This is a genomic window from Kitasatospora sp. NPDC057692 (genome assembly GCF_042799475.1).
Classification (GTDB): Bacteria; Actinomycetota; Actinomycetes; order Streptomycetales; family Streptomycetaceae; genus Kitasatospora.
In genome coordinates, this window is the sequence record NZ_JBHVIV010000011.1 from 15,826 (window position 1) to 31,178 (window position 15,353).

Annotated in this window: 15 protein-coding genes; 6 read left to right on the top strand and 9 right to left on the bottom strand. The window is 76.1% G+C overall.

Features of this window, described 5'->3' with window-relative positions; all coding sequences use genetic code 11:
* Window positions 1-13 precede the first annotated feature (13 nt).
* A complete protein-coding gene (locus ACFVFS_RS09245) occupies window positions 14-1,429 on the top strand; it encodes a cobyrinate a,c-diamide synthase (protein ID WP_380621830.1) in 1,416 nt (471 codons plus the stop codon).
* A gap of 236 nt (window positions 1,430-1,665) precedes the next feature.
* A complete protein-coding gene (locus tag ACFVFS_RS09250) occupies window positions 1,666-3,141 on the top strand; it encodes a M6 family metalloprotease domain-containing protein (RefSeq protein WP_380621832.1) in 1,476 nt (491 codons plus the stop codon).
* Between the two features lie 320 nt (window positions 3,142-3,461).
* Here the strand turns inward: ACFVFS_RS09250 and ACFVFS_RS09255 are convergent, their stop codons facing one another.
* Window positions 3,462-4,400, bottom strand: a complete 939-nt coding sequence (locus ACFVFS_RS09255; RefSeq protein WP_380621834.1) for an oxidoreductase — start codon at window positions 4,398-4,400, stop codon at window positions 3,462-3,464.
* A gap of 47 nt (window positions 4,401-4,447) precedes the next feature.
* Between ACFVFS_RS09255 and ACFVFS_RS09260 the strand changes: the two genes are divergently transcribed.
* The gene (locus tag ACFVFS_RS09260) at window positions 4,448-5,092 is read left to right on the top strand and encodes a TetR family transcriptional regulator (protein ID WP_380621835.1); all 645 of its coding nucleotides are present in this window, start codon (window positions 4,448-4,450) and stop codon (window positions 5,090-5,092) included.
* A gap of 10 nt (window positions 5,093-5,102) precedes the next feature.
* Here the strand turns inward: ACFVFS_RS09260 and ACFVFS_RS09265 are convergent, their stop codons facing one another.
* A complete protein-coding gene (locus tag ACFVFS_RS09265) occupies window positions 5,103-5,702 on the bottom strand; it encodes a TetR/AcrR family transcriptional regulator (RefSeq protein ID WP_380621837.1) in 600 nt (199 codons plus the stop codon).
* Between the two features lie 116 nt (window positions 5,703-5,818).
* Here ACFVFS_RS09265 and ACFVFS_RS09270 point away from each other — a divergent pair, with 116 nt between their 5' ends.
* Window positions 5,819-7,030: an FAD-dependent oxidoreductase gene (locus ACFVFS_RS09270; RefSeq protein ID WP_380621839.1), complete on the top strand. Its 1,212-nt coding sequence runs from the start codon at window positions 5,819-5,821 to the stop codon at window positions 7,028-7,030.
* 25 nt (window positions 7,031-7,055) lie between these two features.
* Here the strand turns inward: ACFVFS_RS09270 and ACFVFS_RS09275 are convergent, their stop codons facing one another.
* From ACFVFS_RS09275 to ACFVFS_RS09300, 6 genes are all read right to left on the bottom strand, one after another.
* Window positions 7,056-8,312, bottom strand: a complete 1,257-nt coding sequence (locus tag ACFVFS_RS09275; RefSeq protein WP_380621841.1) for a sensor histidine kinase — start codon at window positions 8,310-8,312, stop codon at window positions 7,056-7,058.
* Window positions 8,309-9,097: a response regulator gene (locus ACFVFS_RS09280; protein ID WP_380621843.1), complete on the bottom strand. Its 789-nt coding sequence runs from the start codon at window positions 9,095-9,097 to the stop codon at window positions 8,309-8,311. The genes ACFVFS_RS09275 and ACFVFS_RS09280 overlap by 4 nt, the downstream gene beginning before the upstream one ends.
* Entirely contained in the window at window positions 9,094-9,954 is an 861-nt protein-coding gene (locus ACFVFS_RS09285) for a hypothetical protein (protein ID WP_380621845.1), read from the bottom strand. Before ACFVFS_RS09285 ends, ACFVFS_RS09280 begins: the two co-directional genes overlap by 4 nt.
* A gap of 153 nt (window positions 9,955-10,107) precedes the next feature.
* Window positions 10,108-10,869, bottom strand: coding sequence for a class F sortase (locus tag ACFVFS_RS09290; RefSeq protein WP_380621847.1), 762 nt, complete (start codon window positions 10,867-10,869; stop codon window positions 10,108-10,110).
* Window positions 10,856-11,350: a hypothetical protein gene (locus tag ACFVFS_RS09295; RefSeq protein ID WP_380621849.1), complete on the bottom strand. Its 495-nt coding sequence runs from the start codon at window positions 11,348-11,350 to the stop codon at window positions 10,856-10,858. The genes ACFVFS_RS09290 and ACFVFS_RS09295 overlap by 14 nt, the downstream gene beginning before the upstream one ends.
* A 182-nt stretch (window positions 11,351-11,532) precedes the next feature.
* Window positions 11,533-12,075 (bottom strand): DUF1453 domain-containing protein, encoded by a 543-nt coding sequence (locus ACFVFS_RS09300; protein ID WP_380621851.1) that lies wholly within the window; start codon window positions 12,073-12,075, stop codon window positions 11,533-11,535.
* 85 nt (window positions 12,076-12,160) lie between these two features.
* On the opposite strand from ACFVFS_RS09300, the gene ACFVFS_RS09305 reads away from it, so the two are divergent.
* Window positions 12,161-12,805, top strand: a complete 645-nt coding sequence (locus ACFVFS_RS09305; protein ID WP_380621853.1) for a TetR/AcrR family transcriptional regulator — start codon at window positions 12,161-12,163, stop codon at window positions 12,803-12,805.
* A 70-nt stretch (window positions 12,806-12,875) separates the two neighbouring features.
* The gene (locus ACFVFS_RS09310) at window positions 12,876-13,688 is read left to right on the top strand and encodes an arylamine N-acetyltransferase (RefSeq protein WP_380621855.1); all 813 of its coding nucleotides are present in this window, start codon (window positions 12,876-12,878) and stop codon (window positions 13,686-13,688) included.
* A gap of 18 nt (window positions 13,689-13,706) precedes the next feature.
* Here the strand turns inward: ACFVFS_RS09310 and ACFVFS_RS09315 are convergent, their stop codons facing one another.
* A complete protein-coding gene (locus ACFVFS_RS09315; RefSeq protein ID WP_380621856.1) occupies window positions 13,707-15,293 on the bottom strand; it encodes a serine protease in 1,587 nt (528 codons plus the stop codon).
* Between the last annotated feature and the right edge of the window lie 60 nt (window positions 15,294-15,353).

A 15,353-nucleotide genomic window follows, 5' to 3' on the forward strand; every position in this document is an offset into this window, starting at 1 on the left:
GGAGCCTGAGCACGTGAACATCCCCCGCCTCGTCGTCGCGGCGCCCTCCTCGGGCGCCGGGAAGACCACCGTCGCCACCGGCCTGATCGCCGCGCTCACCGCGCGCGGGCTGGCCGTCTCGCCGCACAAGGTCGGCCCGGACTACATCGACCCGGGCTACCACGGGCTGGCCGCCGGGCGGCCGGGCCGCAATCTGGACGCCTTCATGTGCGGGCCGGAGCGGATCGCCCCGCTCTTCCTGCACGGCGCGGCCGGGGCGGACGTCGCGGTGGTCGAGGGCGTGATGGGCCTGTTCGACGGCGCCTCCGGGCGCGGCGAGCTGGCGTCCACCGCGCACGTGGCCAAGCTGCTGCGGGCGCCGGTGGTGCTGGTGGTGGACGCCTCCTCGCAGTCCCGGTCGGTGGCCGCGCTGGTGCACGGCTTCGCCTCCTGGGACCCGGAGGTGCGGCTGGCCGGGGTGATCCTCAACCGGGTCGCCTCCGACCGGCACGAGCAGTTGCTGCGGGAGGCCCTGGAGGAGGGCTCGGGGGTGCCGGTGCTGGGCGCGGTGCGGCGCTCGGCGGCGGTCGCCACGCCGTCCCGGCACCTGGGGCTGATCCCGGCCGTGGAGCGCTCGGCGGAGGCGCTGCGGGCGGTGGCGGACATGGGAGAGCTGGTCGCCGGCTCGGTGGACCTGGACGCGGTGCTGGCGCTGGCCCGGACGGCGCCGCCGCTGGCCGGCGCCGAGCCGTGGGACGCGACGGCGGAGGTGGGCGTCCGGGGCTCGGGCGCGGCAGGCGCGGCAGGCGCGGCGGTTCCGGGCGCGCCGCGGATCGCGGTGGCCGGGGGCGCGGCGTTCTCCTTCTCGTACGCCGAGAACGCCGAGCTGCTGGCCGCCGCCGGCGCCGAGGTGGTGCCGTTCGACCCGCTGCACGCCGACGCCCTGCCGGAGGGCACGGCGGGCCTGGTGATCGGCGGCGGGTTCCCCGAGATGTACGTCCGGGAACTCAGCGCGAACGATCAACTGCGGTCCGCGATCGCCGCGTTCGCGGCGGCGGGCGGCCCGGTCTCCGCCGAGTGCGCCGGACTGCTCTACCTCGGGCGCGAGTTGGACGGCCTGCCGATGTGCGGGGTGCTCGACACCTCGGCCCGGATGACCGAGCGGCTGACCCTCGGGTACCGGGAGGCGGTCGCCCTGCACGACTCGCCGCTGGCCCCGGCCGGGGCCCGGCTGCGCGGGCACGAGTTCCACCGGACGGTCTGCGAGCCGGGCGCCGGCGAACGGCCCGCCTGGGGCTGGCGGTTGCCGACCGGTCCGCGCACCGAGGGATTCACGGGCGCGGCCGGCGCGGAGAATGTTCACGCTTCGTATCTGCACCTGCACTGGGCGGGATACCCGCAGCTCGCTGCCTCCTTCACTGCGGCGGCAGCGGCGTTCCGGGCGGGCTGAGGCGCACTCGACGGAAACCGACAGGCCCTCGGGTCTGGTGCTGCGGCCGTGCGGAGCGTCAAAATAGGGACAGAAAACCGCATATCGCCCCATTCGCCATCGGCGCCGACGCCAGCCGACCACCCCCGGCGAACCGGGCGATAGCCGGCGACCGCTGACTCGGCGGGGCGCCGAACACGCCCTCGCGGCGCCGCACACGCCCCGGCGGGGCGAGCAGGCTCGAAGGAGCCGTCACCATGCGTTACACATTAACCCCGCTGCGTCCCCACCTCACCCCCGACCTCCCCACCCCCCACCACCCGCGCTCCTGCCCGGTGCCGCTCTCACCGGACGCCCTCCAGGCGCTCCATGACGAGTACCAAGGGCTGATCGACAGCCGCCGGCTGCCGAAGTTCATCACCTTCGGCCAGTACTTCTACGTCTGGCGCTCCCGGGTGCGCGGCGAGAACGTCATCGGCCTCGACGACGGAGCCCGCCGCCCCGGCCGCAGCACCGACGCCCAGCTGATCACCCGTCCGAGCAAGCAGCTCAAGGGCGTGGTCCGCACCATGGTCCTGCTGGTGGACTTCCCCGACCTGCCGCACGATCCCGCGAACACCCCCGAGCACTTCGAGAAGCTGCTGTTCAGCTCCGGCACCTTCCCCACCGGCTCGATGCACGACTACTACCAGGGGGTCAGCGGCTTCGACCCGACCGACCCGAGCGGCGGCGGCATCGACGTCCAGGGCGAGGTGCACGGCTGGTTCCGGCTGCCGCACCCGATCTCCTTCTACGCCGACAACCAGTCCGGCCAGGGCACGGCGCCCCGGAACGAGCAGGGCATGGCCGTCGACGCGATCGCCCTCGCGCTCCAGAACGGCGTCACGTTCACCAAGGACTTCGACGCCCTCGGCACGGGCGACGTCACCGCCCTGTTCGTCGTCCACGCGGGCACCGGCGCCGAGGGCGTCCAGGACCCGGCCAAGGTCCAGGCCGCCCTGTGGAGCGCCAAGTGGATCAACGACGACCCCACCCAGGTCGCGCCCGGCCTGGCCGTGCAGACCTTCCTGACCGTCCCCGAGGACTGCAAGGTCGGCGTCTGCTGCCACGAGTGGGGCCACCTGGCCTGCGGCTACGCCGACTACTACGACACCGGCGACGTCGAGTTCACCCAGTCCAACGGCCTCGGCAACTACTGCCTGATGGCGGCCGGCTCCTGGGGCAACCAGGGCGACACCCCGGTGTACCCGAGCGGCATGCTGCGGATGTTCCAGGGCTGGACCACCCCGCAGGCCATCACCAGCACCACCAAGGACATCGTCCTGCGCCCCGTCTCCGAGGGCGGCGACATCCTGTTCGTCCGCAGCCCGCGGATGAAGCCCACCCAGTACATCATCGTGGAGTACCGGCGCCAGAGCGGGCAGGACAAGTTCCTGCCGGACCAGGGCATCGCCGCGTACGTCGTGGACGAGGCCATCGACAACGTCAACGACGAGAAGCACCTCGCCATCGAGCTGATGCAGGCCGACGGCCGCCGCGACCTGGCGAAGATCTTCGGCCAGGGCAACCGCGGCGACGACACCGACCTCTACCCGGCACTCGGCAACACCAGCATCGGCGAGCACACCCGGCCCGCGCTGGACGAGCCCGGCGGCACCTGGAGCGGCGTCACCCTCGACGTCGCCGGCACGCCCGGGACGGACCGGATGGAGGTGAGCGTGACCATCGATTGACCCTGCCACCCCTGGACCACCCTTCTGGGGAGACAGGATGACCGATTGTCAGGTGATCGTCCTCAACGGGGCTCCGGCTCCGGGAGGTCCGGCATCGCCCACCGGTTGCGGGAGGTGCTGCCGGATCCCCGGCCGACCCTCGGAGTGGACACGCTGATCGCCGCCCTGCCCGCCGCGCTGCGCGGCTCCGGCGGTGGCTCCGGCGCAGCCGCGCCCCGGCGCGGATGGTGAGGCCGGACCGGGCAGCGGCGGCGATCCCGGCATGTCCGGGGCGGCGGCCCGGCGCTCGGGCGGTGGGACCCGGCCCGGTCGGCGGCTCCCTAGGCTCCTGGCAGACCGAACCGCACGCCGGTCAGCTCCTCCGACAGCTCCCAGAGCCGACGGGCGGCCTCGGCGTCGGCCCCCGGGGGCGCGAGGCCGACCCGGGTCGGCGCGCCGCGCAGTTCGCCCCGGCCGTCCGGGCCGATGAACTCCCCGCCGCGCACGGACGGGTCGGTCGCCGCGTACAGCTGCGGCAGCGCGCCGTCCTCCGGGCGCTGGGCGAGCGGCCGCAGCAGCCGCCCGAAGAGCAGCCGGGTGAGGCCGGTGGGCCCGTTGGTCTGCAGACCGGTGGCGGTGTAGCCGGGGTGGGCGAGCAGGCTGCGCACCGGCCGGCCGGCCGCCGTCAGCCGGCGGTGGAGTTCGCGGCCGAAGAGCGCGTTGGCGAGCTTCGACTGGTCGTAGAAGCCCATCGGCGAGTAGTCGCGCGCGCCGGTGAGGTCGTCGAAGCGGATCCGCCCCTTGCGGTGGTTGAGCGAGCTGACGGTCACCACGCGGGGGTCGCGGCCGGCGGCGAGGGCGTCGAGCAGCAGGCCGGTGAGGGCGAAGTGGCCGAGGTGGTTGACGGCGAACTGCAGCTCGTGGCCCTGCGGGCTGAGCGCGCGCGGCGGGGCGAACACCCCCGCGTTGTTGACGAGGACGTCCAGCCGGGGGTGGTCGGCCACCAGCCGGTCGGCGAAAGCCCGGACGGTGTCGAGGTCGGCCAGGTCGAGGCGGCGGACGTCCAGGCGGCCGGCCGCACCGGGGTCCGGCAGGGCGGCGGCGATCCGGGCGGCGGCCGCACGCCCCCGCTCCTCGTCGCGGACCGCGAGGATCACCCGCCCACCCCGCCCGGCCAGCGCCCGGGCGGTGGCCAGGCCCAGCCCGCTGCTCGCTCCGGTGACGACGAACACCCGCCCGCGCTGGTCCGCAGGACCGCCCGTTGGCTCCAAAGGCTTCATGTGGCAGATGCTGCCGCTCGTGTCACTCGGTGTCAAGACGCTACCGAATGACGCCACCGGCATTGCGTTACCATCGTCGGGTGACCTCCCGACCCGCCGTCAGCCTCGCCCAGCGCAAGCGCCAACTCGTCGTGGACGAGCTGACCGAAGCCGCCTTCCGGCTGCTCACCGCCCAGGGGTTCGACACCGTCACGGTGGACGAGATCGCGGCCGACGCCGGGGTGTCCAAGCGGACGTTCTTCCGCTACTTCGCGTCCAAGGAGGACGTGATCGTCCGGTTCCTGACCGACCTGGGCGCCGGCATCAGCGCCGAACTGGCCGCCCGTCCCGCCGCGGAGCCGCCCTCGGCCGCCCTGCGGCACGCCGTCTCGGTGCCGCTGGCCGCCTGCGGCGAGCACGGCGACCGGGCACTGCGCGCCGTCCAGCTGATCCTGCGCACCCCGGCCCTGCACGCCCGCTTCCTGGAGCGGCAGTCCGAGTGGCGCGCGCAGCTGTCGGCCGAACTGGCCCGCCGCCTCGGACTCGACCCCGCCGCCGACCTCTACCCCCGGCTCGCCGCCGGAATGGCGCTCACCGCCTTCGGCGCCGTGCTGGAGCGGTGGAGCGACAGCGACGGCGCCGCCGACCCGGCCGCCCTGACCGCCCGCGCCTTCGCCCTCCTCGCCCCGGCCCTGGACGCGCCCGCCCACTGAGCGGGGCCGCTCAGCCGTCCAGGAGTGCGGCGAGGTAGCGGGCGGCCTCGGCGCCGAGTTCGGCCGGCTCGGGAACGCGGCCGGCGCCGCTGCCGGCGGTGGCGTTGAAGAGCACGCCCTCCGCCCAGCGGACCAGCCGGCGGGCGTCCGCCTCGGGCGCGCGGGAGCCGCACTGGGTCAGCAGGGTGGCCGCGAGACTGAGGAAGCCCGCGCCCAGCCGGTCGTAGACGGCGCGCAGTTCGGGGCGCCGGGTGGCTTCGAGCGCCAGCTCGAAGCGGGCCAGGGTGAGCGTGCGGCCGGCGGTCAGCGCCTGATGGACGGCATCGGCGGCGACCTGCGCGAGCAGCTCCCGGGCGTGCTCCACCGTGGGCGTGCGCACGACCGCCGCGTACGCCGGGGCCTCCAGGTCGGCGATCCGGGTGATCGCCAGCTCCAGCAGCGCCGCCCTGGTGCGGGCGAGGTTCGAGGTGGAGCCGGCGGGCAGGCCGGCCGCCTCGTCGACGGCGCGGTGGGTGAGCCCGCGCAGTCCGCGCTCGGCGATCAGCGCGACCGCGGTGTCGGCGATCAGGGTCTGGCGCTGGGGGCCGGCGGGCGCGGCGCTGCTGGTCATGGGTCCGATCATCGCCGCTCCCCGGGGCCCCCGCCCAATCCTCACTACACCTGTAGTACGGTCGGCCCGTGCGATCGAAACTACAGATGTAGTTCCGACGTCCGAGAGGAGCCCCCATGGACCACCACGACCCCCAGGAGCCGTCCCCGCGCGCCGTCGTCATCGGCGGCGGGATCGGCGGCCTCGCCGCCGCGCTCGCCCTGCACCGCCGGGGCGTCCCGGTCACCGTCCACGAACGCGCCGCCTCGCTCGAACCCGTCGGCGCCGGCCTCGCCCTCGCCCCCAACGCCCTGCGCGCCCTCGACCGGCTCGGCGTCGGCGAGCGCCTGCGCGCCCTCGCCTCCCCGCACCCCGCCGTCGGCGTCCGCCGGCCCTCCGGCCGCTGGCTCGTCCGCACCGGCACCGACACCGTCGAGGCCGTCTTCGGCGACCGGCTGATCGCCGTCGCCCGCGCCGACGTCATCGACGCCCTCGTCGACGCGCTGCCCGACGGCGCCGTCCGCACCGGCTCGCGGGCCGAACTCCTCGAACCCGGCGACGCCCGCACCCCCGCCGTCGTCCGCACCCCCGACGGCGAGCAGTCCGCCGACCTGGTCGTCGGCGCCGACGGCATCCGCTCCGCCACCCGCGGCCTGCTCTTCCCGCACCACCCGGGCCCGCGCTACTCCGGCTTCACCACCTGGCGCTCCCTGATCGCCCGCCCGCCGCGCCCGCCGTTCGCGGCCGGCGAGGTCTGGGGCCGCGGCCGGCTCGCCGGCGTCGTCCCGCTCGCCGGCGGCCGGGTGTACGTCTACGGCGCCGCCCTCGCCCCGGCCGGCGCCCGCGCCGCCGACGGCGACGAACGCGCCGAACTGCTGCGCCGCTACGGCGGCTGGTGCGCACCCGTCCCCGAGCTGTTCGCCTCCGCCGACCCGGCCGCGGTGCTGCGCCACGACGTCTGGGAACTGGCCGACCCGCTCCCCGCCTACCACCGCGGCCGGGTGGCCCTGCTCGGCGACGCCGCCCACGCCATGTGCCCCTTCCAGGGCCAGGGCGCCTGCCAGGCCGTCGAGGACGCGGTGGTGCTGGCCGCCGGCGTCCGCCCCGGCGAGGACCCGGCCACCGGTCTCCCCGCCTACACCGCCGCCCGCCTCCCCCGCGCCACCGCGATCGTCGACGGCTCCCGCGCCATCGGCGCCCTGGTCGCCCGCCGCTCCCCGCTCACCGTCCTCGCCCGCGACCTCGCCCTCACCGCCGCCGGCCTCCTCCCCGACCGCACCCTCCTCGCCCGCGCCGCCGCCACCTACGACTGGCACCCGCCGCGGCTCGACGCCTCCGGGACGGCCTGAGCGCGGAGCAGTCGCCCGGCCAGGGTCAAGCAGTTCCGGGGTGTTCCAGGGAAGTCTCGGCCTGGTCCGGGGCCGGGGGGAGGGTGAGGGTGGCGAGGGCGCCGGCGGTGGGGTGGTTGGTGAAGGTGAGGGTGGCGCCGATGACGCGGGTGTGGCCCTGGGCGATGGTGAGGCCGAGGCCGTGGCCCCTGCCGCGTTCGCGGACGCTGGTGCGGAAGCGCTGGGGGCCGTCGCGCAGGAGTTCGTCGGGGAAGCCGGGGCCGTGGTCGCGGACGGTGATCCGGTGGCCGTCGACGCGCAGTTCGATGGTGCCGCCGCCGTGGCGGTCGGCGTTCAGGAGCAGGTTGCCGAGGATCCGGTCGAGCCGGCGCAGGTCGGTGCGGACCGACGCGTCGGCCGCCACCTCGACCGCGACGTCCAGGCCGGTGAGCGCGACCGTGCGGCGCACGGCGCGTTCCAGCGGCACCGCCGAGAGGTCGGGCAGTTCGGCGTCGGCGTCCAGCCGGGAGACCTCCAGGAGGTCCTCGACCAGTCCGCGCAGCGCCTGCACCCGGTTCTGCACCAGCTGGGTGGGCCGCCCCGGGGGCAGCAGTTCGGCGGCCGTGACCAGCCCGGTCAGCGGGGTGCGCAGCTCGTGGGCGACGTCGGCGGTGAACCGCTGCTCGTCCTCCAGCCGCCGGTGCAGCTCCCGGGACATGAGGTCGACCGCGGCCGCGAGGTCGGCGACCTCGTCCCGGCCGTCGACGAGTTCGCCGATCCGGGTGTCGGTGCGGCCGGCGGCGATGCCCCGGGCCGCCGTCGCCGCCCTCCGCAGCCGGCGGCTGATCCGGTCCGCGACCAGCACCCCGACCAGCACGGTGGTGAAGACCGAGGCGGTGACGGTGATCAGGATGATCCGGTCCAGGTCGGCGATCGCCCGGCGGTCCTGGGCGAAGTCGAGCCGGACGGAGAGCACCCCGCCGCGCACGGCGCCCGCCGCCCACATCGACTCGCCCTCCGGCCCCTGCGCGAGCAGCGAGCCGCGCCGCTCCTGCGCCGCGAGGGTGCGCAGCCGTCCGGGCAGCGCCGGGTCGTCCAGCGCGGCGTGCCGGCGGCCTCCTCCGGTGAGGTCCTCGCCGCGCTGGTAGGCGCCGAGCGCCGCGTCCAGCGTGGTGAGCGCGGAGCCGCGCGCCTGGTCGACGTGCTGGCGGACCATCGCCTGGTGGACGAGCAGGCCGACCGCCACCGCGACCAGGACGGAGATGGCGGCGACGGCGGTGGCGATCTGGCGGCGCAGCGTCATTCGCCCCGCCGGAGCTTGTAGCCGAAGCCGCGGACGGTCTCGATCCGCCCGCCGCCGATCTTGGCGCGCAGCCGCTGCACATGGACGTCGACCACGCGGGTGTCGGCGCCCCACTCGTAGTCCCAGACCCGCTCCAGCAGTACGGCGCGCTCCAGCACGATGCCCGGCGCGGCGGTGAACTCCAGGAGCAGGCGCAGTTCGGTCGGGGTGAGCGGGACGAGCCGGCCGTGCACGCGGACCTCCATGGAGTCGGTGTCCACCTCCAGGCCGTCGAAGCTGCGCACGGACGTACGGGGTTCGGGGACGGCGGGTCCGGGGGCCGCCGGTTCGAGGGCGGCGGGCTCGGGTGCGGGCCCGGCGGCCGGTGCGGGCCCGGGTGCGGGGGCCGGGGCGGCCGGGACGATCCGGATGCGGCGCAGCACGGTGCGGATCCGGGCGACCAGCACCGCGCTCTCGAACGGCTTGACGACGTAGTCGTCCGCGCCCGCCTCCAGGCCGGACACCACGTCGACCGGGTCGGTGCGCGCCGACATCATCAGGATCGGCAGCTGGCTCTCCTCGCGGATCCGCCGGCAGAGGCCGACCCCGTCGAGCAGCGGCAGCATCACGTCGAGCAGCACCAGGTCGGGCCGCACGGCGTGGAACATCTCCAGCCCCTCCAGGCCGTCGGCGGCCGTGGACACCGGGAAGCCGTAGCGCTCCAGGGCCATCCGGGTGGCCTCCCGGATCACCTCGTCGTCCTCGACGATGAGGATGCGGGGGTGGCTGGGTGCCGTGGGGTTCATGGCGTGGTCTCCGGGCGGGCGGGCGCGCTGGGTGCGGCCGTGGGCAGGGCCGGGCGGATCTGGCCGGGTTGCGGGACCCTGGGAACGGGTGCGCCCGCCCCGGAGCCCGAGCCGTCCGAGGGCCGGACGGCGGGGGCGGTCGGCATCGGGGCGGGAGCCACGCCGCCGCCCTGGTTCGGCTTCGCCACGGGGGTGGCGGTCGCCGTCGGCCCGGGCTCCTGGATCGGCCCGATGCCCTCGACCTTCTGCTCGGCCAGGGCGAGCCGCGAGCCGTCCCAGCTGTAGCGGCGGATGGTCTGGGACCAGGTGGTGGTGGACTCGTACAGCACCAGGTCGGTGCCGATCGTCACGGCGCCGAATCGTTTCAGCAGCCGCACCCTCAGCACGGGCAGCAGCCGGTCGCCGGACGCGGCGTAGACGTGCAGCACGTCGGTGTCGGCGAGGCCGACGACGACCAGCAGTTCGGGCCGGCCGTCACCGGTGAGGTCGCGGTACTCGGCGGGGCGGATCTCGCAGCCCGTGCAGGGGTCGAGGGCGCGCCGCTCGTCCTGGCCCACCCCGGGGTCCTTGGCCAGCAGGGCTCGGATGTCGACCGCGGTGACGTCCTGCCCGGGGACGCTCAGGTCCGGGACCGCCTGCGGCGCCGGCTCCTGGGTGCGGCCCGCCGCGGGCTCCGGCGGCGGGGCGGTCGCCTGGCCCGGCCAGAGCGGGACGCTGGCGAGCGGCGGCGCGACGGGCGCGGCCGTGCCGTGGTCGCGCAGCTCGCCCGGGGAGCCGCAGCCGACGGCGAGGGCGAGCGGTGCGGCGGCGAGGAGGCTCAGCAGGAGGGCGGGCAGGCGACGGACGGTGGTGCTCATCCTCCGGTGGCCCTCCTGGTCTGCGGTGATGTGCCGGTTCGGGTCCGGTTCGGGTCCGGCTCGTGCTCCGGCCCAGGTCTGCTGGGTAGGTCGTCCGGACGGCACCCGCCGGTTCCCCGACGGGTGCCGTCCGGCAGCGTAGCCGGAGCCCGATCAGCCGGCGGAGCCGGCCGGAGCGGCCAGGTCCGCCAGGACGATGATGTTGTCCGTCCAGTGGCCGTCGGCCCCGATCCGGCCGCCGCAGGTGATCAGGCGCAGCTCGGGCGCCGCCGTGTCGCCGTACACCGTGGCGGTGGGGAACGCTTCCTTGGCGGCCTGGAGCAGCTCGCGGACCCGGAAGTCCACCGTGCTGCCGTCCTCCCGCCGCACCTGGATGCGGTCACCCGGCCGCAGCTTCGGCAGTCCCCGGAAGACCGCCGGGCCGCGCGCGGTGTCGTAGTGCCCGATCAGGACGGCGGGCCCGGTCTCCCCGGGGGTCGGGCCGTTGCGGTACCAGCCGGCCTCACCGGCCCGTTCGGCGGTCGGCACCTCGACGGTGCCGTCGGCGTTCAGGCCTAGGCCGGTCACCGGGGCGTCGACGCCGGCCGCCGGGACGAGCAGCCGGGTCGGCTTCGAGGCCGCGAACGGGCGCGGTGCGGCGGCCGCCGTGCCGGTGCCGGTGGCGGCGGGGGCCCCCGCCGCCGCGGCCGACGCGCTGTCCGCCGCGCCTCCGGCGGCCTGCCGGGAGGAGGTCTCCACCCGCACCACCGGGGGCTCCCCCTGGTCCGAGAGCGCGACGGTCGCGCCGAGCGCCAGACAGAGCAGCCCGGCCGCCCCGAAGACGCTCCGGTTCAGCCCGCCCGGCCGCGGCCCCCCGTGCCGGGCGCGCCCCCCGCGGCGACGCCCGCCCCGGTGGCCGTCGTCAGCCGCGCGCACCGGAGCGGCGGCGCAGCACGGCGAAGCCGAGCCCCGCGGCACCGATCGCCGCGACGGCGCCGCCGCCGACGAGCTTCAGGCCGGAGGAGTCGCCCGCGGTGGAGCCGTCACCGGCCTGCGCGGCGCCCTTGGGCACCTCGCGGACCTGCGGCTGGTTGCCCGCCTCCTTCGGGGCCGGCGCCGGGCTCGCGGGCCGGCCGTTCTCCGCCTGCTTGGGGACCGGGCTCACGACGGGCGCCGGGGCCGCCCCCTTGGCCGCCGGGGTGGCGGTCGGCGCGGCCGGCGCGGCCGGCGCGGCCTCCGGGGCCTTGGGCGCCGGGGTCGCCGTGGCCGTGGCCACCGGAGCCGGGGCGGCGGCGCCGGAGCCGCCGTCGGCCCAGGCCTGCCCGCCGGTGACGGCGGTCAGCAGCGCGGCGCCGGTCAGGGCGCAGACGGCGGTCAGCCGCACGACGGCGCGGTTCCTGGTCGTACGCGTAGCCATACGAACTCTCCATTCATCTCGGCGACGCGGTCCCCGGCCGGATGTGGCCGGCGCGTCGAGAGTGACGGTAGAAAGTCCGTGTCGCGGTCCCCGGCCGGTCGTGTCACAGCGGCTCATCGGCTGCGTAACGACCTCCCGGCCTCCGGTACACGGCCCGTTCCGGCTCACCCGGCCCCGCACGCTCAGCGCCGGAGGAGCCGGTCGATCCGGTCGGTGAGCCGGTCGACCCGGTCGGCGTACCCGTCCAGCGGGCTCGGCCGCTCCGGCGCGAAGGGCGTCCCGCCGCGCAGCCCGCGCCCGCCGATGACGAGCGCCTCGCCGAGGAAGCCGACACCGATGGAGAGGTTCACCGGCCGGGCGGCCTCGTGCATGCCGAGCCGCCCGGCCAGCAGGCCGTAGAGCGCCGAGGCCAGGAGGGCGAGGACGACGACCAGGAAGGTCCGCCCGGTGTACCGCTGGTACAGCACGCCGTCGCGGCGGGACAGCGCGACCGTGGCGCCGCGCAGCGCGCCGAGCCCGAGGCCGATCAGGCAGCCGCCGACCACCCAGCCGACGTCGGCGCCGTCCGGCTCCCCGGCCTCCAGCACCGACCAGACGCCGAGGGCGGTGAGCACCACCGGCGGGCCGAAGAGGTCGCGGAGGTTGACCGGCTCGCCGATCAGCCGTTTGACGACGACGGCCACCGCGGCCACCGCGATGACCGTCACGAGCAGCCATGCGCGCACGGCCCTCACCCCCTTGTTGCCCCGGGCCGCCTGCCGCCCGGATGTCCGGCGGCCCAATTTAGCTCAACCGTGCTATAACAACACCATGCCTAAGGTCGTCATCCCCGAAACCCGCCGCCAGGACGTGGCGCGGGCGGTCCTGCGCATCGTCGGCAGGGACGGGCTCGAACACGCCTCGCTGCGCAACATCGCCGACGAGGCGGGCCTGGCGATCGGCTCGGTGCGCCACTACTTCGACAGCCAGACCGAGGTCGTGATCTTCGCGATGGAGGAGCTGTGCGGGCGGATCGGCGAACGGATCACCGGCCACGCCGAACGCCTGCTGAACCCGACCGCCCCGGGCACCCCGCTCGACCGGCGCGCCGCCGTCGAGGCCCTGCTGGCGGAGCTGCTCCCGCTGGACGCCGCCCGGCGGGAGGAGGCGGTGCTGTGGCTGGCGTTCACCACGGCCGCCCGTACCCGCCCCGAACTGCGGCCCGGCACGGCACTGTTGCACGAGTCGACCCGCCGGCTGATCGCCCGGGTGCTGGAGGAGGCCCGGCGCGCCGGCGGGGTCCCCGGCGACCTGGACCTCGGACTGGAGACGGAGCGGCTGGCCGCCCTGCTGGACGGTCTCGCCCTCGGCATGGTCCTCCACCCGGACGGCGTCGACCCGCGGGCCGCCCTGCTGATCCTCCGCCGCCACCTGCGCGACCTGGCGGAGCGGCGGGAGTTTGAAGACGGGACCTAGGTCGCAGGGTCCACCGGCGGCCGAACCGCAGCCGGAGGCCCGGCCGCCGCTTGGTCCGTACGGTGGCGGTATGAGCGTCGACCTGGACAAGTACTTCGCACGGATCGGGTGGGACGGCGAGCGGGCGCCCACCCTGGCCACGCTCCGGTCACTGCAGCACGCGCACGTGCTGGCCGTCCCGTTCGAGAACATCGACGTCGTGGTCGGCGCCGTGCCGTCGCTGGACCTCGCCGATCTGGAGGCCAAGATCGTCAGCGGCTCGCGCGGCGGCTACTGCTTCGAGCACAACACGCTGTTCGCCGCCGTCCTGGAGCAGTTGGGCTTCGAGGTCGCCCGCCACACCGGCCGGGTGCGGGCGGGCGCCCGCCCCGGGGAGGTCCGGCCGCGCACCCACCTGGTGCTGGCCGTCCGGGTTCCCGGGGCGGAGGGGGCGCGCCACCTCGCCGACGTCGGGTTCGGCTCGCGCGACGCACTGCTGGAGCCGCTGCCGCTGATCCCCGGTCTGGTCCGCGAGGGCCGGGGCCGCCGGCACCGGCTGGTCCTGGAGGAGGCGGACGGCCCGGTGCCGGTGTGGGTGCTCCAGATCCGGGCGGACGACGCGTGGCGGGAGCTGCTGTCGTTCACCCTGGACCCGGCGCCGGCGCCCGACATCAACATCGCCAACTGGTACGTGGCCACCCACCCGCGCTCGCCGTTCCGCCGCCTCTTCGTGCAGCGGACCCTCGCCCACGGCCACCTGTCCCTGGACGGCGGCACGCTCACCCGCACCGCGGCGGACGGCACCCTGACGGTGGAGGAGCTCGACGGCGAACTCCGCCTCCGGGAGGTCCTGGAGGCGGAGTTCGGCATCACCCCGCCGCCCGGCGTCCGGCCGCAGCGCTAGGGTCCGTCCGCGCGGCACTCACTCGGTGCGGTAGGCGTCGACGACGGTCTGGTCGAGCGTGTTGCCGTCGGTGTCGGTCAGCTCCGCGCGCAGCGAGACGCCGGTGCCCGCCGGCGGGTTCGGGACGGTGACGGCGCCGGCGTCGACCGGGAGCGCGGTCCACGAGCCACCGCCGTCGGTGGACGCCGAGACCGTCAGCGTGCGGACCCGGCCGTCCGCGGCGGCGCCCTGCACGGTGACCGGCACCCGGAGCGCGCTCCCGGCCACCGCCGTGCCCGCCGGGCTCAGCTCGGGCGAGAACCGCACGACGCTCACCGGCACCGCCGCGGGCCCGTCCGCCGCGGCCGAGGCGAAGGTCCAGGACGCGTTCACCCGGGTGGTCGCCCCGGTCGCGGACCTGCGGGTGACCGTGGCGGCCAGCCGGTACGAGGCCTTCGCCGCAGGCACGGTGAACGCCGCACGGCCGGCCGCGCTGTCCGCGCCGGAGCGGGTGCCGACCAGCGCACCGTCGCGGTAGAGCGCGGTGTAGGCCGTGTCGAAGGACGGCGCCGACGGTGCGTGGCCGTCGCCGTCGGCGAGCAGCGGCAGGTTCGCGGTGATCGTGTCGCCGTCGCGCTCGACGCCGGCGCCGGCGGTGAGCGCGGGGCCGAAGACCGGGTTGTCGAAGGTGAGGGTGGTCGTGGTCCCGGCGCGGACGGCGATGCCGTTGGCGGAGTAGCGGTTGATCCGCGCGCCGGCGGCGGCGGGGGCCGCGAGGGTGACGTCCCAGGTGCCGCGCTCGGGGGTGACGTAGTAGGTGGCGGTGCCGGGGACCGTCATCGGCTGCGGGGCGCCGACGGTCGGTCCGGCGGCCTGGCCGGGGGTCGGTCCGAGGTCGAGGACCCCCACCCCTCCGGCGCCCGGCCGGGCGCCGCCGCGGATCCGCAGGGCGGCCAGCTCCTGCACGGTGTAGTGGTGGGTGAGCCCGGTCAGCGCGCGGGTGCCGGAGAAGGTGCGGCCGAGCGCGTAGCCGCCGGTGTCGGTCGCCCAGTACGCGTCGTACCACTGCCGCACCGACCCGGGTTCGGCGTCGGGCCCGAGGTGGGCCACCCGCAGGGTCGGTGTCGCCTTGACGATGCTGGCCATCCGGGTGACGCCCCCGTGCGTGACCTCCAGGAACATCCCGGCGTTCAGGTAGCGCGCGGAGCCGTCCGCGGGGCGGAGGTCGACCGGGGCGGTGGTCCGCGCGTCGACGGTGACGGTGGTGTCGCGGTCGAGGTCCAGGCGGGGCTGGACGATCCAGTCGTCGCCGTCCGACGCCCGCTCCGTGTAGAGGTCGCTCTCCAGCAGGTACCGGCCCTTGGGCAGCCGCAGGGTGATGACGCCGGAGGGGTCGTACGCGGACTCCGACCGGTCGGCGCCGGGGCCGGAGATCCCGACGACGGAGGTCCGGTACTTCGCCGGGGCCTGGCCGGAGCGGTCCAGGTGCCGGATGGTGAGGGTGTACGTCTCCGGCTCGGCGGCGGCGGCCGCGCCGCCCCAGGCGGGGGTCGACGCGCCCACCAGGGCGACGGCGACGGCGAGGGCCCGGAGGACGTTCCGGCGGGGTACGGAAGTAGCGGTCATGCCCTGACCTGCCCGTTCGGACGCCGGAGTTCCTGTGATCCGGACCACGTCCGGGCGTCC